General features: G+C 68.5%; 19 protein-coding genes. 10 read left to right on the top strand and 9 right to left on the bottom strand.

Annotated features, from left to right (window positions below):
• The first annotated feature begins 175 nt into the window (after positions 1-175).
• A complete protein-coding gene (locus tag H5411_RS36130) occupies positions 176-1,339 on the top strand; it encodes an MFS transporter (RefSeq protein WP_167442202.1) in 1,164 nt (387 codons plus the stop codon).
• Between the two features lie 125 nt (positions 1,340-1,464).
• On the opposite strand, the gene H5411_RS36125 is transcribed toward H5411_RS36130, so the two are convergent.
• Both H5411_RS36125 and H5411_RS36120 read right to left on the bottom strand, forming a co-directional pair.
• A complete protein-coding gene (locus H5411_RS36125) occupies positions 1,465-1,842 on the bottom strand; it encodes a hypothetical protein (RefSeq protein WP_101437073.1) in 378 nt (125 codons plus the stop codon).
• 57 nt (positions 1,843-1,899) lie between these two features.
• Positions 1,900-3,090, bottom strand: coding sequence for an RtcB family protein (locus H5411_RS36120; RefSeq protein ID WP_101437072.1), 1,191 nt, complete (start codon positions 3,088-3,090; stop codon positions 1,900-1,902).
• Positions 3,091-3,258: 168 nt separating this feature from the next.
• Between H5411_RS36120 and H5411_RS36115 the strand changes: the two genes are divergently transcribed.
• Positions 3,259-3,753 (top strand): hypothetical protein, encoded by a 495-nt coding sequence (locus H5411_RS36115; protein WP_183126411.1) that lies wholly within the window; start codon positions 3,259-3,261, stop codon positions 3,751-3,753.
• A 47-nt stretch (positions 3,754-3,800) separates the two neighbouring features.
• On the opposite strand, the gene H5411_RS36110 is transcribed toward H5411_RS36115, so the two are convergent.
• Both H5411_RS36110 and H5411_RS36105 read right to left on the bottom strand, forming a co-directional pair.
• Entirely contained in the window at positions 3,801-4,841 is a 1,041-nt protein-coding gene (locus H5411_RS36110; RefSeq protein ID WP_183126410.1) for an aspartate-semialdehyde dehydrogenase, read from the bottom strand.
• On the bottom strand, positions 4,841-6,106 hold the full coding sequence (locus H5411_RS36105) for an aspartate kinase (RefSeq protein ID WP_009084527.1): 1,266 nt from the start codon (positions 6,104-6,106) through the stop codon (positions 4,841-4,843). The genes H5411_RS36110 and H5411_RS36105 overlap by 1 nt, the downstream gene beginning before the upstream one ends.
• 236 nt (positions 6,107-6,342) lie before the next feature.
• Here H5411_RS36105 and H5411_RS36100 point away from each other — a divergent pair, with 236 nt between their 5' ends.
• The 3 genes from H5411_RS36100 to H5411_RS36090 all read left to right on the top strand — a co-directional run bounded on the left by H5411_RS36100 (position 6,343) and on the right by H5411_RS36090 (position 9,030).
• On the top strand, positions 6,343-6,933 hold the full coding sequence (locus H5411_RS36100; RefSeq protein ID WP_101437069.1) for a nitroreductase family protein: 591 nt from the start codon (positions 6,343-6,345) through the stop codon (positions 6,931-6,933).
• A 107-nt stretch (positions 6,934-7,040) separates the two neighbouring features.
• Positions 7,041-7,703 carry a hypothetical protein gene (locus tag H5411_RS36095; protein ID WP_183126409.1) on the top strand — a complete coding sequence of 221 codons (663 nt, stop codon included), beginning with the start codon at positions 7,041-7,043 and terminating at the stop codon, positions 7,701-7,703.
• Positions 7,704-7,854: 151 nt separating this feature from the next.
• On the top strand, positions 7,855-9,030 hold the full coding sequence (locus tag H5411_RS36090; protein ID WP_183126408.1) for a Fic family protein: 1,176 nt from the start codon (positions 7,855-7,857) through the stop codon (positions 9,028-9,030).
• A 4-nt stretch (positions 9,031-9,034) separates the two neighbouring features.
• On the opposite strand, the gene H5411_RS36085 is transcribed toward H5411_RS36090, so the two are convergent.
• Positions 9,035-9,409, bottom strand: a complete 375-nt coding sequence (locus tag H5411_RS36085; RefSeq protein ID WP_101437067.1) for a hypothetical protein — start codon at positions 9,407-9,409, stop codon at positions 9,035-9,037.
• A 244-nt stretch (positions 9,410-9,653) separates the two neighbouring features.
• Between H5411_RS36085 and leuA the strand changes: the two genes are divergently transcribed.
• Together leuA and H5411_RS36075 are read left to right on the top strand one after the other, a co-directional pair.
• The gene (gene leuA, locus H5411_RS36080) at positions 9,654-11,438 is read left to right on the top strand and encodes a 2-isopropylmalate synthase (RefSeq protein WP_167441967.1); all 1,785 of its coding nucleotides are present in this window, start codon (positions 9,654-9,656) and stop codon (positions 11,436-11,438) included.
• A gap of 19 nt (positions 11,439-11,457) precedes the next feature.
• Positions 11,458-12,426 carry a helix-turn-helix transcriptional regulator gene (locus tag H5411_RS36075; RefSeq protein ID WP_183126407.1) on the top strand — a complete coding sequence of 323 codons (969 nt, stop codon included), beginning with the start codon at positions 11,458-11,460 and terminating at the stop codon, positions 12,424-12,426.
• A 55-nt stretch (positions 12,427-12,481) separates the two neighbouring features.
• Here the strand turns inward: H5411_RS36075 and H5411_RS36070 are convergent, their stop codons facing one another.
• On the bottom strand, positions 12,482-13,399 hold the full coding sequence (locus H5411_RS36070) for an SDR family oxidoreductase (RefSeq protein ID WP_183126406.1): 918 nt from the start codon (positions 13,397-13,399) through the stop codon (positions 12,482-12,484).
• Positions 13,400-13,607: 208 nt separating this feature from the next.
• Between H5411_RS36070 and H5411_RS36065 the strand changes: the two genes are divergently transcribed.
• Positions 13,608-14,168, top strand: a complete 561-nt coding sequence (locus H5411_RS36065) for a DedA family protein (protein WP_183126405.1) — start codon at positions 13,608-13,610, stop codon at positions 14,166-14,168.
• On the opposite strand, the gene H5411_RS36060 is transcribed toward H5411_RS36065, so the two are convergent.
• Complete coding sequence (locus H5411_RS36060; protein ID WP_183126404.1) at positions 14,122-15,252, bottom strand: serine hydrolase domain-containing protein; 1,131 nt, start codon at positions 15,250-15,252, stop codon at positions 14,122-14,124. The genes H5411_RS36065 and H5411_RS36060 overlap by 47 nt on opposite strands.
• A 54-nt stretch (positions 15,253-15,306) precedes the next feature.
• On the opposite strand from H5411_RS36060, the gene H5411_RS36055 reads away from it, so the two are divergent.
• Positions 15,307-15,861: a TetR/AcrR family transcriptional regulator gene (locus H5411_RS36055; protein WP_183126403.1), complete on the top strand. Its 555-nt coding sequence runs from the start codon at positions 15,307-15,309 to the stop codon at positions 15,859-15,861.
• Here H5411_RS36055 and H5411_RS36050 read toward each other — a convergent pair.
• The gene (locus H5411_RS36050) at positions 15,858-16,763 is read right to left on the bottom strand and encodes a LysR family transcriptional regulator (protein WP_183126402.1); all 906 of its coding nucleotides are present in this window, start codon (positions 16,761-16,763) and stop codon (positions 15,858-15,860) included. The two genes, H5411_RS36055 and H5411_RS36050, sit on opposite strands and share 4 nt — an antisense overlap.
• A gap of 86 nt (positions 16,764-16,849) precedes the next feature.
• On the opposite strand from H5411_RS36050, the gene H5411_RS36045 reads away from it, so the two are divergent.
• On the top strand, positions 16,850-17,749 hold the full coding sequence (locus tag H5411_RS36045; RefSeq protein WP_101437059.1) for an EamA family transporter: 900 nt from the start codon (positions 16,850-16,852) through the stop codon (positions 17,747-17,749).
• Positions 17,750-17,825: 76 nt separating this feature from the next.
• Here the strand turns inward: H5411_RS36045 and H5411_RS36040 are convergent, their stop codons facing one another.
• Positions 17,826-18,473 carry a DedA family protein gene (locus H5411_RS36040; protein ID WP_101437058.1) on the bottom strand — a complete coding sequence of 216 codons (648 nt, stop codon included), beginning with the start codon at positions 18,471-18,473 and terminating at the stop codon, positions 17,826-17,828.
• Between the last annotated feature and the right edge of the window lie 13 nt (positions 18,474-18,486).

Here is an 18,486-nt window from a genome sequence, read left to right as displayed (position 1 = left end):
GGCGCATTTTCCGGGTCCGCCGAACGCTTGCGCGACACCCGGCCGGGTGTGCGGGAGGCCCCCGGCCGGTGTGACGAAAAGAAGTTGCACGCTCGTACCAACTCTTGCTCTCATGGGGTACGTGCCATTTCAGCCGTATCGCCGCGTCCTGAGCGTCCCCGGACTCCGCCCGTCGATGGCGCTGATGTTCTTCGCCCGCGTGCCCATGACGATGACTGGCGTGACGCTGACGCTGTACGTCGTCAGCGGTCTCGGCCGGGGCTACGGTGCGGCCGGCGTCGTCGGCGCGGCCGTCACGCTGGGCATGGCACTCGGCGCGCCGGCGATCGGGCGGACCATCGACCGGTACGGCCTGCGCCCGGTGGTCGCGGTGTGCGGGCTGTCGTCCACCGCGTTCTGGTTCGCGGCACCGCATCTTTCTTACGGGGCACTGGTGGCGTGCGCGCTGCCCGCCGGCGTGCTGTCGGTGCCCGCGGGCTCGCTCGCGCGCCAGATCCTGGCCGCGCTCGTGCCCGCCGAGCAGCGGCGCGCGGCGTACTCGCTGGACACGATCCTGGTCGAGGCGTCGTTCATGATCGGCCCGGCGGCCGGGATCGCGGCGATCTCGTCACTGTCGGCGACCCTGACGCTCAGCGGCATCGGCACCGTCTTCGGCGTCACCGCGCTGCTGATCTTCCTGCTCAACCCGCCGATCCGGAACGAGGACGAACTCGCCCCGACCGGCACCGTACGGCCGCCGCTGCGGTCCTGGCTGACCGGACGGCTGCTGGCGACCCTGCTGATCGCCGCCGGGACGCTGTTCTGCCTGGTCGGCACGGAGGTCGCGACGCTGGCCGCGCTGCGCTCGCACGGCGACGTCGGGTGGACCGGCCTGGTCATCGCGGTGATGTGCGCGGCGTCGATGCTCGGCGGCATCGTGCACGGCGCGGTGCGGAAGTCGCTGCCGCAGGGGTTGCTGATGCTGCTGCTGGCGCTGCTGGTGATCCCGGTCGGGCTCGCGACGCAGCCGTGGTGGCTGCTGATGCTCCTGCTGATCCCGACCAACCTGCTGTGCGCCCCGACGCTCGCCGCCACGACGGAATCGGTCAGCGAACTCGCGCCGCCCGCGGTGCGCGGCGAGGCGATGGGCCTGCAAGACGCCTCGACGCGGCTCGGGCTGGCCGCGGGGAGCCCGGTGGTCGGCTTCGCGATCGACCATTCGAGCCCGGCGTGGGGCTTCGCAGCGGCCGGATGCGGCGGGCTGGCGCTTGCGGCGCTGGGGCTGGTGTGGTCGCTGCGCCTGCGCCGGAGCTCGGTGCGGACCCCTTCGCTGGCGGCCGCGGTCCGGGCTCGCCGCTGAGCTGAGCAGCCCCAATGTGGCATTGGGCGCGTCCGTGAAGGGCTCCTTGACGGAATCCGATTCCCGCAAGGAGCCCTTCACGGACTTTTGCGGGAGCAGAGAGCTGCGCCGGAGCCGGGTAGCGGTCAGCTGCAGGCTTTGCGCAGCCCGTCGAGCTTTTCCAGGTTCCGCTTGGTCCACCGGGCGATCACGCCGGCGTCCTCGAGGTGTTCCTTCTGCACCTGGACGTACGAGTCAGCCATGCCGAGCAGAGCGTTCTTGACGTTCTCCTCCTGGACATTCGCCGCCAGCTCGCGCAGCCGCCGTTGCTTGTCCTGTGCGCGGGCCTTGAGCTTTTCGCCGTCCACCAACGGGTTCAAGTCCGCCAGTCCCAGCGCTTCGGTGCACGCGGAGACCTTGTCGACCGCGGAATTGGTCTGCTTGACCGCCGAATCGACCTGGTCGCATCCGGCCAGCAGTGTTCCGGCCGCCACCAGGACGACCGCCACCCCCCAGCTTTTCATGCACTTCAGCGTAGCGGGTCCCGCGGGCGCACCAGCGCGATTCGCCCGCGGGACTCCTCATCCCTTCACGCACACGACCTGCTTGAGGTGAGCGACCACCTCGACCAGGTCAGTCTGCGCCTGGATCACCGTCTCGATGTCCTTGTACGCGGCCGGGATCTCGTCGACGACCCCGGTGTCCTTCCGGCATTCCACGCCCGCGGTCTGCGCGGCGAGGTCGGCCGCGGTGAAGGTCTTGCGCGCCTTCGTCCGCGACATCCGCCGTCCGGCCCCATGCGACGCGGACTCGAACGACGCGGCGTTGCCGAGCCCGCGCACGATGTACGAGCCGGTGCCCATGCTGCCTGGGATGATCCCGAGATCTCCGGAGCCGGCCCGGATCGCGCCCTTGCGGGTGACGAGCAGGTCGACGCCGTCGTAGGTTTCCTCGGCGACATAGTTGTGGTGACACGATATTGCGTCGTCGAAAGTCGTCCCGGGAATGACTTCCGCGACCGCGAGCTTCACCAGCGCGATCATCGTCGCCCGGTTCCGCGCCGCGTAGTCCTGTGCCCAGAAAAGGTCACGCCGGTACGCCTGCATTTCCGGCGTGTCCGCGACGAACACCGACAGGTCGGGGTCCGGCAGATCCTGGTTGTGCGGCAGCTTCCGCGCGATCGCCATGTGGCGCTCGGCGAGTTCCTTGCCGATGTTGCGCGAACCCGAATGCAGCATCAGCCACACGCGGCCCTCGTCGGCTCCGCCCTGTTCGAGGCAGACCTCGATGAAGTGGTTGCCGCCGCCGAGGCTGCCGATCTGCCGCGCCGCCCGGTCGTGCAGGCCTTGAACACCCTCGTGCAGGTCGCCGAACGACTTCCAGAACGTGTCCCAGCCGCCGACACCGTGCACCTTCGCGGTGTTGACCGGCGTCTTGTGCAGCCCGAAGCCGACCGGTACCGCCGCCTCTATCCGCTTGCGCAGCTTGCCGAGGTCGTCCGGCAGATCGCTCGCGGTGAGCGAGGTCCGCACCGCGCTCATCCCGCAGCCGATGTCAACGCCGACCGCGGCAGGGGAGACCGCGTCGCGCATCGCGATGACGCTGCCCACCGTGGCACCCTTGCCGTAGTGGACGTCCGGCATGACCGCGACGCCGTGCACCCAAGGCAGGTTGGCGACGTTGCGCAACTGACGCATCGCTTGGTCCTCGACCGACGCGGGATCTGCCCACATCCGGATCGGAACGCGCTCGCCGTCCACCGCCGTGTACATGACTTTCCTTTCCCAGAACGAAGTTTGCCCGTTCAGCATCCGGCACTCCGGCGCTCGCGACAACGGGTTTTCGGACATCCGGCATCCGGATCGCGCTGCCGGAAGCCGCAGCGGGGACCGGTCCCGGAGAACCAGTGGTCTCCTGGCCCGGTTCCCGAAGCAGAGGTGGTGTCCGCGGTGTTCCCGTCCAGCCCTTACCAGCCGATGCCCGCGTCCGGCGAAAACGCGGAGCAGGAAGTGCGGCGAGGAATCCGGTCGATGCGCTGTGCGGTCGGCGGCCAGGCCGTGCTCTACCTGGCGCTCGCCGCGTTCGTCGGATACCTGCTCGGGCTCGGCGGCACCTCGGGCGCGGTGGCGTTGCCGGTGGCCGTCATGGCGATCAACTCGGCGCTGACCATCGCGCTGGTCGTGTGCGCTGCCCTGCTGGGCAGGCGGCAGCGCAAGGTCATGCTCACGCTCATCGGGCTGGAGTGCGGGTTCATGGCGATGCTGCTGCTCGGCGCGATCCTGACGTTCGCCACGAATTCGGGGGCCGCGGGCGCACCGGTCGGGCTGATCCTGTGGGGTTTCCTGATGCAGGCCGTGCTACGTCCGCTGCAGAAGCCGGAGATCCGGGCCGCGTTCGGGCTGAAACCGATGAAGCCGCGGCAGAAGAAGAACTGAAAACTGCCCGGCCCCTGACCAGGGACCGGGCAGTTTCTCGGACTTGCTCAGCGGTTCTGGGCCACCAGTTCGGCGATCTGCACGGTGTTCAGCGCCGCCCCCTTGCGGAGGTTGTCGGCGGAGACGAACAGCGCCAGGCCGCGCCCGTCCGGGACACCCGGGTCGGTGCGGATGCGGCCGACCAGGCTCGGATCGATGCCGGCGGCCTGCAGCGGCGTCGGCACGTCCGTCAGCCGTACGCCCGGCGCGTTCGACAGCAGTTCCGTCGCCCGCTCGACCGACAGCGGCCGTTCGAATTCGACGTTCACCGACAGCGAGTGCCCGGTGAACACCGGCACCCGGACGCACGTGCCGGATACCAGGAGGTCCGGGATGCCCAGGATCTTCCGGCTTTCGTTGCGCAGCTTCTGTTCCTCGTCCGTCTCGAACGTGCCGTCGTCCACAATGGACCCGGCCATCGGCAGGACGTTGAACGCGATCGGCGCGACGTACTTGGCCGGGGCCGGGAATTCCACCGCCGAACCGTCGTGCGTGAGCGAGGCCGCGCGCGTGGCGACGGCGTTCACCTGTGCGGCCAGTTCGTCGACGCCGGCCAGACCGCTGCCCGACACCGCCTGGTAGGTGCTCGCGATCATTCGCACCAGACCGGCTTCGTCGTGCAGCGGCTTGAGGACCGGCATCGCGGCCATCGTGGTGCAGTTGGGGTTCGCGATGATCCCCTTCCGCACGTCCTTGATCGCCTCCGGGTTGACCTCGCTGACGATCAGCGGCACGTCCGGGTCGCGCCGGAAGGCCGACGAGTTGTCGACCACGATCGCGCCCGCCTCGGCGAAGCGCGGCGCGTGCTCGCGCGAAGTCGCGCCACCGGCGGAAAACAGCGCGATGTCCAAACCGGACAGATCAGCGGTCGCCGTGTCCTCGACGGTGATTTCCTGGTCTCGCCACGGCAACGTGCGTCCCGCGGAACGGGCCGAGGCGAAGTACCGGATCTGCTCGACCGGGAAGTCCCGCTCGTCGAGCAGCTTGCGCATTACGGCGCCGACCTGGCCGGTAGCCCCGACCACTCCGACCCGAAGTCCCTGCGCCATCAGCGACCACTCCCCGCGTAGACGACGGCTTCCTCGTCGCCGCCGAGTTCGAACGCCTCGTGAATCGCGCGCACGGCCTCGTCCAGCTGTGCGTCGCGGATCAGCACCGAAATGCGGATCTCCGAGGTGTTGATGATTTCGATGTTCACGCCCGCGTTGGCCAGCGCCTCGCAGAACGTCGCGGTGACGCCCGGGTGCGAACGCATCCCGGCGCCCACGAGCGACACCTTGCCGACGTGGTCGTCGTACAGGACCGACTCGAAGCCGATCTCCGCCTTGATCTTCTCGAGTTCCTTGACCGCCTTGGCCCCGTTGGCCTTCGAGAGCGTGAAGGTGATGTCGGTGCGGCCGGAGGAGGTGCTGGACACGTTCTGCAGCACCATGTCGATGTCGATCTCGGCGTCGGCCACGACCCGGAAGATCCTGCCCGCGGCGCCGGCGTGGTCCGGCACGCCGGTCACGGTGATCTTCGCTTCCGAGCGGTCGTGTGCCACACCGGTGATCAGCGCTTGTTCCACGGGGATCTCCTCGATCGATCCGGCCACCGTGGTGCCCGGCTTGTCGCTGTACGAAGAACGGACTCGGATCGGCACGCCGTAGCGGCGCGCGTACTCGACCGAACGCAGGTGCAGGATCTTCGACCCGCTCGCCGCGAGCTCCAGCATCTCCTCATACGGGATGGTGTCGAGCTTTTTGGCGTCCGGCACGATCCGCGGGTCGGCCGAATACACACCGTCCACATCGGAATAGATCTCGCAGACGTCCGCGTTCAGCGCGGCGGCGAGCGCCACCGCGGTGGTGTCGGAACCGCCGCGGCCGAGCGTCGTGATGTCCTTGGTGTCCTGTGCCACGCCTTGGAAACCGGCCACCAGCGCGACGTAACCCTGCTCCAGCGCCTCGGTGACGCGGCTCGGAGTGACGTCGATGATGCGCGCGTTGCCGTGCACCGACGTGGTGACCACGCCCGCTTGGGAACCGGTGAACGACCAGGCTTGCGCGCCTTGCGCGGAAATGGCCATGGCGACCAGCGAGTTCGAGATGCGCTCACCGGCGGTGAGCAGCATGTCCATTTCCCTCTCCGGCGGCGCCGGGTTCACTTGCTGTGCCAGATCGAGCAGCTCATCAGTGGTGTCGCCCATCGCCGAGCACACGACGACCACGTCGTTGCCCGCCTTTTTGGTCGCGACGATCCGTTCTGCCACGCGCTTGATCCGGTCGGCACTTTCCAGCGACGATCCGCCGTACTTCTGGACCACGAGGGCCACGCCCGAACCTCCTTGACGGGCCGGGGCGCACTCCTTGGAGGGCACCGAGGAGCGCCCACGGCCCTTCATTTGGGGAAGAGCCTACCGGCGCGAACGGCGCTCGCCACCCCATCGAGTGGTCCGCCACCGCCCTTCCGGAGGGTGGGGAAGTAAATTTTCCTTAACGCCAGGGGAAAGCTCGAAGCCCTTCCTCCGGAGTGACGGAGAGCACTCCCGGTCGTACTACGGTTCGCCGCATGCGCAAACCAGCCGAGACGAGCGTTCCCGTCGCGCCGGCCATCGCCGAGCGCTGGAGCCCGCGAGCCTACGACGAGACCGCCGAGATCACCGGTGCCCAGCTGACCGCATTGCTCGAAGCCGCCAGGTGGGCGCCGTCTTTCGGCAACACCCAGCCGGCGCGCTACCTCGTCGGCCGCCGGGGCGATCCGGTGTTCCCGCGCATCCTCGCGACGCTGAACTCCGGGAACCAAGCCTGGGCGTTCCGGGCGAGCGCGCTGCTGATCGGCGTGATGGTCACCACGAACGAGAAGGGCGAGGTGCCCTACACCGACTACGGACTGGGCTTGGCGACCGAGAACCTCGTCCTTCAGGCGGTCGAACTCGGCCTGATCGCGCACCAGATGGCGGGCTTCTCGCCGGACGCGGTCCGCGCGGAGTTCGGCCTGCCGGACGAGGCGGTGGCCCGGGTCGCGATCGCGGTCGGCTCTCCCGCCGACCCGGCCGTGCTGGACGACCCGCGCCGGATCGAACGGGAACTGGCCCCTCGGCGACGGCTGCCGCTCGCGGAGTTCGCCTTCGGCGACCGATGGGGTTCTCCGGCGCTGTGACCGTTTCGTGAGCATTCGAGGGAACCGTCGCGGCACCGCCGAGGTCAGAGAGGCACCAAACCGGTCGGATCACTGAATCGGTGGGATAACTCTCAAGGAGTGACGAAATGCGTACTGCGATGCCGGTTGTACTGGTGGTTTCCGCAACGGCGATGGCGTTCGCGCTGTCCGGGTGCTCGAGCTCCTCCGAGGGGTCCACTCCAGCGATCGCCACTCCGCCCGCCTCGTCGGCCGCTGCGTCGTCGGCCGCGCCGTCCTCCTCGTCCGCCGCTGCCTCCTCCGCCGCGGAGTACACCAAGCAGGGCACGAAGCTGAAGATCGGCGAGAAGGCCGTGGTGCCGTTCAAGTCGCAGAAGAACACCGGCGCGATCGGCGTCACGGTGACCGGCATCGACAAGGGCGCCGAGGCCGACCTGGCCCCGCTGAAGCTCGGCGACCGGGCCAAGGGGATGACGCCGTACTACATCCAGGTCAAGGTGACGAACGAGACCGGCTCGGACTTCTCGTACAGCTCGCTGGGCCTGATGAACGGCCTGCTCGCGGACGGCACCAGCGGTCCGCACGTGACGGTGATCGGCAAGTTCGAGAAGTGCGACAGCGGCAACTCGGGCAAGGCGTTCACGACGAAGGGCGCTTCGTACGACAGCTGTGTGCTGGCACTTGCCCCGGCGGGCGCGGAGGTCAAGGGAGCCAGCTACAGCGCGAGCACGTACCGGGACCTGGCTCCGGAGACTGACTACGGCAAGGACGCGGTGACCTGGCAGTCCTGAGATCTCAGGCCCGGAGCTCTGGTCAGGCACCAGGGCCCCGGGACCCAGTGAATTCAAGGCATCGGCGGGTTCCTTGCATTTTCCTTGACAGAATTCAAGGAACTTGGGATGCCGCCACTAGAATTAAAGGTTTAGCTGATAACCTTTAAAAGTGGAGATAGAGACCTTCCGTCGGTCGTCGATCGGACACCTCGTACCCGTAACCGGCACTGACGGCCGCACCAAACAACCGTACAGTCACTTCGCGTTCGTACCTGACCCGCTTCCCAGCGAGGTCGCTCTCACCGCCGGAACGTACAAACTGCTCAGCGAAGCCGATCGGGCGCTCGGCGCACTGGACGCGCTGACCGATCAGCTGCCCAACCCCGGACTGTTGGTCCGCCCCTCTCTGACTCGGGAAGCGATCAGCACTTCCGCGCTGGAAGGCACCTTCGCCCCCTACGCCGACGTGCTCCAGGCACAGCAGGCCAGCGGGGAGCCAGCCACCGCGGAGATCCGGGAGATCCAGAACTACGTCAAGGCCGCGTTCGAGGGCCTGGATCTCATCAGCAAGCTGCCCATCTGCCTGAAGGTGGTCTCGAAGCTCCAGCAGATCCTCGTCGCCGGAACGCGTGGCGACACCTACGACGCGGGTCGGCTCCGCGAACGCCTGGTCTGCATCGGCGATCGCGGACGCGGGATCGAACAGTCGCGTTTCGTCCCGCCCCCGAACGGCGACACGCTCCGAGACGGAGTGAGCGCATGGGAAAAGTGGATCAACGCCGAGCAGGAACTGCCGGTACTGGTGAAACTGGCGCTCGGCCACTACCAGTTCGAAACCCTGCATCCGTTCAGCGACGGAAACGGCCGGATCGGACGGCTGATCATCACGTTGCAGTTGATCGAGGAGAAGATCCTCAAGTACCCGGTGCTGAACCTGTCGTCCTGGCTTGAACCGCGCAGGGAGGACTACATCGACCACCTGCTGAACACCAGTAAGACAGGCGACTTCGATCCCTGGGTGCGGTTTTTCGCCGAAGCTGTCAAAGCCCGTGCGCTCGCTGCGGGCAACACCATCGGCAGGCTGACCGCCTTCTCCCAGGAAGTAATCGACACGATGCGCGGCCTCGGCGCACGAGGTGCGGTCCAAGACCTCGCGGTGACCATCATCGGCTACCCGATGATGACGATTCCGGAGGTGCAGAACAATCTCGGCGTGTCCTACCCCACCGCGAGCAGCGCGATCAAGAAGCTCGAGGAAGCTGGCTTCCTGCGTGAGATCACCGGTGGGAACTACGGACGCCAGTACATCTGCGACCGGGTGTTCGACGAACTGGCCGAAAACTGATCGGTCAGCCGGCTCCCCCGACGCGGCGGATGATCTTCGCCAAGATCCCGGACACGATCAGCCAGAACACCGCCGCGATGCCGTAGTTCACCAGCACTCGCAGTTTCGCGTCGCTCGGGGTGAACAGGTCCTTGAAGCCGAGCGACAGGCCGTCGGCCCAGTTGCGGACGAACGAGACGATGCCGTTGCCCTGGTTGGCCTCGCCAATGACGAAAATCACGTGCAGCACCAGAACCGCGGCGAACAGCAGTCCGGCCCAGCGCACGAGTGACGCGAGAAAGGACACCGCGCGTTCCCGGGTGCGCCGCCAGTCCACCGGGGTGCGCTGGGGACGCGCCTTCGCCTCGGTTTCCTGTGCTTGTTCCGCGTGCTCGCCCATGCCGGGCAGTCTGGCACGTCGTCTCGCGGCCCGCTACCCGCTAGTAACAGGTATCAGCCACCAGACGTAACAGTTCGATCGCGACGGGCGGCTTCCCAAGCGGCGCGGCGGGTGGTTACAGTGACCCCGTGGCGCGTGAACTCCTGCTTCGCTGCCGCGACGGGGCCTGATCTGACCGGCTCCTCGTCGCGGGGCTTTGTGGTGCCGGTCGTCCGCACCGATCCCTTCAGGAGATTTTCCCGCGATGAGCACCGACCCCCGCACCTCTAACTCCCGTCTGCGCACGCCCTCTCGTCCCGCGCCCGCCGGACAGCCCTCGTGGAACCCGCAGCGCGGCACGTCCATGCCGGTTCACCGGTACCGTCCCTGGTACGACGTCGTCGAGAACATCGAGGTACCCGACCGCACCTGGCCGGACAAGCGCATCGAGCGCGCGCCGCTGTGGTGTGCGGTCGACCTGCGCGACGGCAACCAGGCGCTGATCGACCCGATGTCGCCCGCGCGCAAGCGCAAGTTCTTCGACCTGCTGGTCCGCATGGGCTACAAGGAGATCGAGGTCGGCTTCCCGGCCGCTTCGCAGACCGACTTCGACTTCGTCCGCGAGATCATCGAAGAGGGCGCGATCCCCGACGACGTGCACATCCAGGTGCTGACCCAGTGCCGTCCCGAGCTGATCGAGCGCACCTTCCAGGCGCTCGAGGGCGCGCCGCGGGCGATCGTCCACATTTACAACTCGACGTCGATCCTGCAGCGCCGCGTCGTGTTCCGCGAGGAGCGCGAGGGCATCAAGAAGATCGCCACCTCGGCCGCGGAAATGGTCGTCGAGCTGGCGGCGAAGCAGCCCGACACCGAGTTCCGCTTCCAGTACTCGCCCGAGTCCTACACCGGCACCGAGCTGTCGTACGCGCTCGAGGTGTGCAACGCGGTCACCGAGATCTGGCAGCCGACCCCGCAGAAGCCGGTCATCCTGAACCTGCCGGCGACCGTCGAGATGGCGACGCCGAACGTCTACGCCGACTCGATCGAGTGGATGAGCCGCAACCTGGAGCGCCGCGATTCGGTGATCCTGTCGCTGCACCCGCACAACGACCGCGGCACCGGCATCGCCGCCGCCGAACTGGGCTACCAGGCCGGCGCGGACCGGATCGAGGGCTGCCTGTTCGGCAACGGCGAGCGCACCGGCAACGTCGACCTGGTCGCGCTGGGCATGAACCTCTACAGCCAGGGCATCGACCCGCAGATCGACTTCTCGGACATGGACGAGATCAAGCGGACCGTCGAGTACTGCAACCAGCTGCCGGTCCCGGAACGCTCGCCGTGGGGCGGCGACCTGGTGTTCACCGCCTTCTCCGGCAGTCACCAGGACGCGATCAACAAGGGCCTCGACGCGATGAAGGACGCCGCGGACAAGAAGGGCGTCCCGGTCGACGAGCACCCGTGGGAGGTCCCGTACCTGCCGATCGACCCGAAGGACGTCGGCCGCACCTACGAGGCCGTGATCCGGGTGAACTCGCAGTCCGGCAAGGGCGGCGTCGCCTACATCATGAAGGCCGAGCACCAGCTGGACCTGCCGCGCCGGCTGCAGATCGAGTTCTCGAAGGTCATCCAGGCCTACACCGACACTGAGGGCGGCGAGGTCGACCCGGCCACCATGTGGCGCGCGTTCTCGGCCGAGTACCTGGAGTCGAAGACCCCGCTGGAGCTGATCAAGCAGCGGGTCACCGACAACGGCGGCGGCGAGTACGACCTCGAGGCCACGGTGAAGGTCGAGGGCGACGAGCACGAGATCACCGGCCGCGGCAACGGGCCGATCGCCGCGTTCTTCGACGCACTGTCCACTGTGGGCTATGACCTGCGGCTCCTGGACTACAGCGAGCACACGCTGAGCCCGGGCGACGACTCGCGCGCCGCGTCCTACATCGAATGCGCGATCTCCGACCGCGTGTTCTGGGGCATCGGCGTCGACCCGTCGATCGTCACCGCCTCGCTGCGTGCGGTAGTAAGCGCGGTCAACCGGGCCAACCGCTGACGTGGCCTGACCCAGCCGGATGCGAGCCGAGCGCCTGGTCGCGCTGCTCTTCACCCTGCACCGCAAACGCGCGGGCACCGTCGGGGAGCTGGCGGACGAACTGGGCGTGACCGAGCGGACGCTGCGGCGGGATCTCGCCGCGTTGCGCGAAGCCGGCGTGCCGCTCTGGAGCGAACCAGGGCGGTACGGCGGCATCCGGCTGGTCGACGGCTGGCGTTCGCGGCTCGACGGCCTCACCTCGCGTGAGGCCGTCGCGCTGCTGGCCCTCGACGTGCCGGACGCGCTAGCCGGGCTCGGCCTCGGCACCGCGGTGGCCGCGGCGCACGCGAAAGTGTCCGCGAGCATGCCCGCTGAGCTGCAGGAACAGGCCCGGACGGTCGCCGGCCGGTTCCATCTCGACGCCTCAGCCTGGTTCACCTCGCCGGATGACGCGGCCGCGCTGCCCGCGGTCGCGAAGGCGGTGTGGACCCAGCGGCGGCTGGACGTGCGCTATCGGCGGCGCGACAAGGTGACCCGGCGGACGCTCGATCCGCTGGGTCTCGTGCTGAAAGCCGGGGTTTGGTACCTGGTGGCGCGGGTCGACGCCGACCTGCGGACGTATCGCGTTTCCCGGTTGGAGGCGGTCGCCGAAACCGGTGAAACCTTCGCCCGGCCGGAAGAATTCTCGCTCGCGGATTGGTGGCGCACGTCGTCGGCGGAGTTCGAGAAGATGCCGCTGCCGTTGAAGGTGACGGCCCGTCTCGACCGGTCCGCGGCGGGTGCGTTGCGGCGGGTTTTCGGGCCGGAGCACGTGAACGAGGTGCTCGTGTCGCTCGGCCCGAAGGACGACGACGGGTGGGCCGAGGCCGAGTTCGCCATGGAGGGCAAGGAAGTCGCCGTCGGACAGCTGGTTTCCCTCGGCCCCGGCGTCGAGGTGCTGACCCCGCCGGAGATCCGCGCCGCGGTCGCGGAATTCGGCAAAACCCTCGCCGATCGCAACCGTCCGTGAAGGGCTCCTTGAAGGAGTCTGATTCCCTCAAGGAGTCCTTCACGGAACGTAGGCATCAGCGGTAGCCGGTGGCGTCGGCGGGCTTTCCGGGTTCCTGGACCTCTTCGATGTATCGCCACGCGTCCGGACGGCTGCCGTCCACGTCGTCGATCTCGTAGACCTTCGCCAGCTGTCCGCTGGAAACGGTCTGGCCGGTCCAGCGGTGCCGGTCCGGGTCGGCGGCGAGCGCGACGACCGTGCGGCCGGAGAACGTCGGGGATTCCGAGATCACGAAGTGCGGCTCGCGGACGGTCGCGTCCCGCCAGTTTTCCTCGGTGACCTCGAAGATCTCCAGCATCGCTTCCGACCGCAGCCACCCCGGCGTGAACGCGATCGCGGTGCAGTCGTGCGCTTTCAGCTCGGCTGCTTCGCCGACGGCCAGGACGTTGATCGCCGCCTTGGCCAGGTAGTACGGCAGCGACGTGCCCTCGCGGTACTTCCGGTTGTACTCGGCGGTGCCGTCGGTCAGCTCGATCACCAGCCCGCCCGGACGGCGGATCACCAGCGGAAACAGGTGGTGGCTGGTGATCAGGTGGGCGTCGAGGGACAGCCGCATCATCCGCAGGCTGGCGTCCAGCGAGTGCTCCCAGACCGGTTTGCCCCACTCCAGGTAGCGGTCGCCGCCCCAGATGCCGTCGACCAGGATGTCGAGCCCGCCGTGCTCGGTGTCGATCCGCTGGGCGAGCGCGGCGACCTCGTCGCTCACCAGGTGGTCGACCCGCAGCGCGATTCCCTTGCCTCCCGCGGCTTCGATCCGCTCCAGAGTGTCCTCAATGGTCTCCGGACGATCCACTTCGGACCGTCCGGCTCGCGTTGTGCGACCGGTGACGTACACGTACGCCCCGGCCCGGCCCAGCTCGACCGCGATCGCCCGGCTCGCCCCGCGCGTGCCGCCCGCCACGAGCGCGACCTTGCCGGCCAGTTCCCCGCTCATTCGGTTCGTCCCCTTTTCTGTCGGTGGACCACCAGCGTGCGTGCGAACCCTGACATCCTCTGTCCGGGTACCGGGAAATCTATGACCAGGCTGTGCCTTGCTGTGAAGTGCCGATGATTGGGACTCATCCGGGCTGGCGCGGCGGTTTCATATAAGTGCCGGTGGCGAAGCCACTCCGGTGCGGGCAGTGGAGGGGAGGAAGGTCGGGATGAACGCTACGACGGCTGGACTGATGGTGTTGTTCGTCGTCTCGCTGGTGCCGCTGTTGCCCACCGAGGTGACACTGCTCGGCATGGGCGTGGCCGCCGCGCAGCACGGGACGTCGCTGGCCGTCGTGATCGCGGTCGCCAGCCTCGGCTGCCTGCTGTCCGACCAGGCGTTGTACGCGCTCGGGCGGTTCGGCGGGGCCCGCGTGCTGACCCGGCTGGGCCGTCGGCGCAAGCTGGCCGCCGGGCTGACCTGGCTCGACGGACGCTTGCAGCGGCATCCCCGACCGGTCCTGGTCGTCGCGCGGTGGCTGCCTTCCGGCGGGACGGTCGGCGCGCTGCTGGCCGGCTCGTTGCGGTGGCGGTTTACCGAGTTTCTGACCGCGTCCGCGGTCGGTGTGCTGCTGTGGACGTCGTACGTCGCATTTCTCGGCTTCGCCGGCGGCCAGCTGGTGACCGAGCCCGGGCTGAGCCTCGCGCTGTCGCTGACCATCGCGGTACTGCTGGGCTCGGCGATCACCGTGGGGATTCGACGGCACGCAGCGCCGAGTACAGCGCCTTGATCAGCGGTTCGTTTTCCGGAGCCGCCGCGGCCGGGAACGGGATGCGGCGGCGGGTATAGCCGTACGCGATGCCGTTGCGAGGGTCGGCGAATGCCTGCTGACCGCCCGCGCCGCTGTGCCCGATACTGCCTTGGCCGAGCTCCGGGTAGCGCTCGCTGGCGACATGGAAGCCGACGCCGAACGCTTTGTGCTCGCGCAGCACCACGTCGTACCCGATGGACTGGATTTGCCCGAACTCGGCGGCGATTTCCGGCTTCAGCAGCGGCGGTTCGCCGTCGAGCGGGCTGATCGCCGCCGCGTACATCCGGGCCAGGCCGCGGGCGGAAGCGACGCCGCCGAACGACGCGGCGCCGAGCCGCCGGACCTCCGGAAAGTTCGGCAGTTCCCACACTTCCGGGCCCTCTGGATGATGCCGGTTGAACGCGATGCCCGGCAGGCTGTTCGCGGCGGGCAGCGGGAGCTGTCGTTCGGGAGTGACCACCATCGGTTGCGTGCTCACGAATCTCGGCTCCAGCTCGCCGGGCAGGCCGAGGTAGAAGTCCACTGTGTACGGATCGCGGATCCGGTCGGCGAAGTGTTCCTGGAGAGTGCGGCCGGTTGCGCGACGGACGACCTCGCCGCTGAGCGCGCCGACCACCAGTGCGTGGTAGCCGAACGCGCTGCCCGGCCGCCAGAACGGGCGTTGCCGGGCCAGTCGTTCGGCGACGACGCGGTCGTCGGCGAGGTCCGCGCGCGAGAAGCCCTCGTCGGAGCCGACCAGTCCGGCTCGATGCGCCAGGAGATCTCGGAGGGTGACGTCTTGTTTGCCTTCGGCGGCGAATTCCGGCCAGTAGTGGCTCACGCGCTGATCCAGGTCCAGCACGCCGTCCTGGACCAGCAGCGCGACGGTCAGGTGTGCTGCCCCCTTCGACGCGGAGTACGCACCCAGCAGGGAGTCTCCGTCGATGTCCTGGCCGGTCCAGAGGTCGACCACTTGCTCGCCGCGGTGGTACGCCGCCAGCTGGGCGGATCCGTCGGCTACCGCGGCGAACTCGTCTCGCACTCGTTCGAAACCCGGCTTCACTGTGCCGTGGACGGTCGTCATGCCACCACGCTACCGCAATTTGTAACCATTGGTCACTAACGTAGAGTCCGGGGCATGACCCGACCCCGGCCCGGCCGCCCCGCGCAGCTCGATCGCGAGCGGATCGTCGACGCCGCGTTGTCCGCCGGGAACCTCGACACGTTGACCATGCGCGAGCTGGCGGCTCGACTGGGAGTGACGCACGGCGCGCTCTATCGCTGGGTCGCCAATCGGGACGCGCTGTTCGATCTGATCAGCGAGGTAATGCTGGAACGGGTGCTTCCGGAGGACGGGCCGCCGCGACGGTCTTGGCGGCCATGGCTCGCGAAGGTCGCGTGGGCGATGCACGACCAGTTCCTCGCGGTACCCGGTTACGCGACTCGGTTGTCCCGGCCGCATCGGCACAACCCGGATTCCTTTGGGCGACTGCGCACTCAGGTGGTCACCGCGTTCACGAACGCCGGTGTGCGGCCGGAGCTGGCCGAGCAGAGCTGGTACATCTTCATCACATGCACGGTCAGCTGGCTCGCGGTGCGGGAAAATCCGCTCGACCTCGGGCCGGACGCGCCGCGCTTCGAGCTGTTTCTCGACACGTTGCTGCGCGGTCTGCCCGCTCGGGAACCCGGCTAGGTCGTGAGAGCGGCCACCTCGGCGCGCATCTCGTCGATCACGGTCGCGACGGCCGGACGGTTCGCGGCACCGGTGCGGCACACCGCTTCCACCAGCCGCGCCGCGCGGATTCCGGCCAGCGGGCGGCCGACCAAGCCGCTGCCGCGTCGAGTGTCCATTGTGTACCGAGGCATCAACGCGATCCCGTGCCCGGCCGCGACGAGCCGTTCGGTGATCCGGAAGTCGTTGATGCGCTGGACGATCTGCGGCCGCACGCCGGTGCGCACGGTCAGCGAGCGCAGGACGTCGTCCACCGGGAAGCCGTGGTCCACCGAGATCCAGCGTTCGTCGGCGAGATCGGCCAGGCCGACGCGGCGGTTGCGCGCGAGGCGGTGGCCGACGGGGAGGGCGACGTCCAGCGGTTCGCGCAGCAGCGGGACGACGTCGAGGCGTTCGGTGTCGAACTCGGGCGCGTGCTCGTCGCGGTGCGCGACGACAACGTCGTAGTCGGCCACGAGGCCGGGCACCTGCGGCGGGACCATGTCGACGTCGCGGACGTCGACCTCGAGGTTTTCGTGCTGGTCGATGCGGCGCAGCAGGCCGGGCAGGAGCATCAGGCCGGCGGATTGGAAGATCGCGATCCGCACGCGTCCGCGCGGGGCGCTGCGGTAGGTGTCCAGCTCCGCCTCGGCCCGGTCAAGCGCGGCCAGTACGTCGTCTGCGCGGGCAACGAGCGCGCGTCCCGCGTCGGTGAGCCGCAGGCCGCGGCCAGCCGGTTCGGTGAGCGCGATGCCGACCTCCGCCTGCAACGCGCGCAGCTGCTGCGAGATCGCCGACGGAGTGCAGTGCAACGCCCGAGCGGCGGCGGTGACGCTGCCCCGGTCGGCGAATTCGCGCAGCGTCCGGAGCCTGCCCAAGTCCATCCGGGCAGTGTATGTGAAGCGCCGCTACACAGTCAGTGCAGATTTTCTCGCTAGTGCTTCAAGGTTTGACTAGGCAGAGTTGAGGCATGGCCATCCGGGACCGTCTGCTCGCCGTGTTCGTCGCCGTCTTGTGGGGCCTGAATTTCATTGCGATCCACGCCACACTCGGCCAGTTCCCGCCGATGTTCGCGGGCGCGCTGCGGTTCCTGCTGATCGCCGTCCCGACGGTCTTCCTCGTGCCGCGGCCGCGCGTGAAGCTGCGTTACCTCCTGGGCTACGGACTCGGGTTCGGCACCGGGCAGTTCGCGTTCCTGTTCGTCGCGATGCATCTGGGCATGCCGACCGGGCTGGCGTCGCTGGTGCTGCAGGCGTCCGCACCGTTCACCGTGCTGCTGGGCGCGGTGCTGCTGCGGGAACGCGTCTCCGGACGGCAACTGGCCGGGATCCTGCTCGCGGTCGCGGGCATGACGGCGATCGCCTGGCAGCAGTCCGCGCACGCCGCGCTCGTACCGGTGCTGCTGACCTTGCTGGCGGCGCTGAGCTGGGCGATCGGCAACCTGAGCATGCGCCGCGCGGAGCCGGACAACCCGCTGCACCTGACGCTGTGGATGTCCGTGGTGCCGCCGCTGCCGATGCTGGCGTTGTCGAGCATCTTCGAGGGGCCCGGTGCTGCCTGGCATTCGCTGGCGACGCTCGGCACCAAAACCGGCCTGATCGGCATCGCGGGGCTGGCGTACGTGGTCATCTTCGGGACGGTCGTGGGCTCCGGCATCTGGACCACGCTGATGCGCCGCAACCCGGCGGGCGTGGTCGCGCCGTTCTCGCTGCTGGTGCCGGTGGTGGGGTTGACCGCGTCGTTCTTCATCCTCGGCGAGGTGCCGACGGTGCTCACCCTGGTCGCGGCGGCGGTCGTGATCGGCGGGGTGCTGCTGGGGTCGCTGCGGCGGAAGCCCGCGGTTACGCCGGAGGAACTGCTGCCGGTGTGAGAGTCCGCATGCCGCCCGCGTACAGAAAACCCCCGGCAAGTCCGAAGACCCGCCGGGGGAATCCCGTCAGCCGAACTCAGGCGACCGCGTCGTTCTTCTCTTCCGACTGCGAGGACGACGTCGCGTTGCGGGCCATGCGCTTCTTCAGCACCAGCGTCACCACCACGCCGATCACCAGCGCCGCTCCGAGGCCGGCCCACTGGAAGCCCTTGAGCCATTTGTCGGCGACCACGCCCAGGTAGTAGATGAGCGCCGTCGTTCCGCCCGCCCAGATGATGCCGCCCAGTGCGTTCGCGATCAGGAAGCGCGGGTAGTGCATGTTCAGCGATCCGGCGAGCGGGCCGGCCAGGATGCGCAGCACCGCGACGAACCGGCCGAAGAACACGGCCCACATGCCGCGTTTGTGGAACATCCGTTCGGCGCTCGCGACGTGGTCGGGGCCGAAATGTTTGGGGAACTTCCGGCCGGCCCAGGCGAACAGCCGTTTGCCGCCCTTCCGGCCGATCAGGTACCCGATGCTGTCGCCGACGATCGCGCCCGCCGACGCCAGCACGCCGATCCACACCGGGTTCAGCCCGCTGTGCGACGACGCCAGCAGCGCCGCGCTCACCAGCACGATCTCCCCCGGCAACGGAATGCCCAGGCTTTCGACCATCACCACCAAGCCCACCAACAGGTAGACCGACAGCGGAGGGATCGCCTCCAGCACGTGGTCGATGTTCACTGCCAACCCCCTT

It is taken from the genome of Amycolatopsis echigonensis, from assembly GCF_014174495.1.
GTDB classification, from domain to species: domain Bacteria; phylum Actinomycetota; class Actinomycetes; order Mycobacteriales; family Pseudonocardiaceae; genus Amycolatopsis; species Amycolatopsis echigonensis.
Note: the sequence above shows the minus strand (reverse complement) of the source record. Positions and strands in the feature narration are given on the sequence as shown.

Bases quoted from the DNA above. Each gene is read 5' to 3' on its own strand.
- H5411_RS36130 (WP_167442202.1), top strand. From the start codon at position 176: ATGGCGCTGATGTTCTTCGCCCGCGTGCCCATGACGATGACTGGCGTG.
- H5411_RS36125 (WP_101437073.1), bottom strand. From the start codon at position 1,842: ATGAAAAGCTGGGGGGTGGCGGTCGTCCTGGTGGCGGCCGGAACACTG.
- H5411_RS36120 (WP_101437072.1), bottom strand. From the start codon at position 3,090: ATGTACACGGCGGTGGACGGCGAGCGCGTTCCGATCCGGATGTGGGCA.
- H5411_RS36110 (WP_183126410.1), bottom strand. From the start codon at position 4,841: ATGGCGCAGGGACTTCGGGTCGGAGTGGTCGGGGCTACCGGCCAGGTC.
- H5411_RS36100 (WP_101437069.1), top strand. From the start codon at position 6,343: ATGCGCAAACCAGCCGAGACGAGCGTTCCCGTCGCGCCGGCCATCGCC.
- H5411_RS36095 (WP_183126409.1), top strand. From the start codon at position 7,041: ATGCGTACTGCGATGCCGGTTGTACTGGTGGTTTCCGCAACGGCGATG.
- H5411_RS36085 (WP_101437067.1), bottom strand. From the start codon at position 9,409: ATGGGCGAGCACGCGGAACAAGCACAGGAAACCGAGGCGAAGGCGCGT.
- leuA (WP_167441967.1), top strand. From the start codon at position 9,654: ATGAGCACCGACCCCCGCACCTCTAACTCCCGTCTGCGCACGCCCTCT.
- H5411_RS36075 (WP_183126407.1), top strand. From the start codon at position 11,458: ATGCGAGCCGAGCGCCTGGTCGCGCTGCTCTTCACCCTGCACCGCAAA.
- H5411_RS36070 (WP_183126406.1), bottom strand. From the start codon at position 13,399: ATGAGCGGGGAACTGGCCGGCAAGGTCGCGCTCGTGGCGGGCGGCACG.
- H5411_RS36065 (WP_183126405.1), top strand. From the start codon at position 13,608: ATGAACGCTACGACGGCTGGACTGATGGTGTTGTTCGTCGTCTCGCTG.
- H5411_RS36060 (WP_183126404.1), bottom strand. From the start codon at position 15,252: ATGACGACCGTCCACGGCACAGTGAAGCCGGGTTTCGAACGAGTGCGA.
- H5411_RS36055 (WP_183126403.1), top strand. From the start codon at position 15,307: ATGACCCGACCCCGGCCCGGCCGCCCCGCGCAGCTCGATCGCGAGCGG.
- H5411_RS36050 (WP_183126402.1), bottom strand. From the start codon at position 16,763: ATGGACTTGGGCAGGCTCCGGACGCTGCGCGAATTCGCCGACCGGGGC.
- H5411_RS36045 (WP_101437059.1), top strand. From the start codon at position 16,850: ATGGCCATCCGGGACCGTCTGCTCGCCGTGTTCGTCGCCGTCTTGTGG.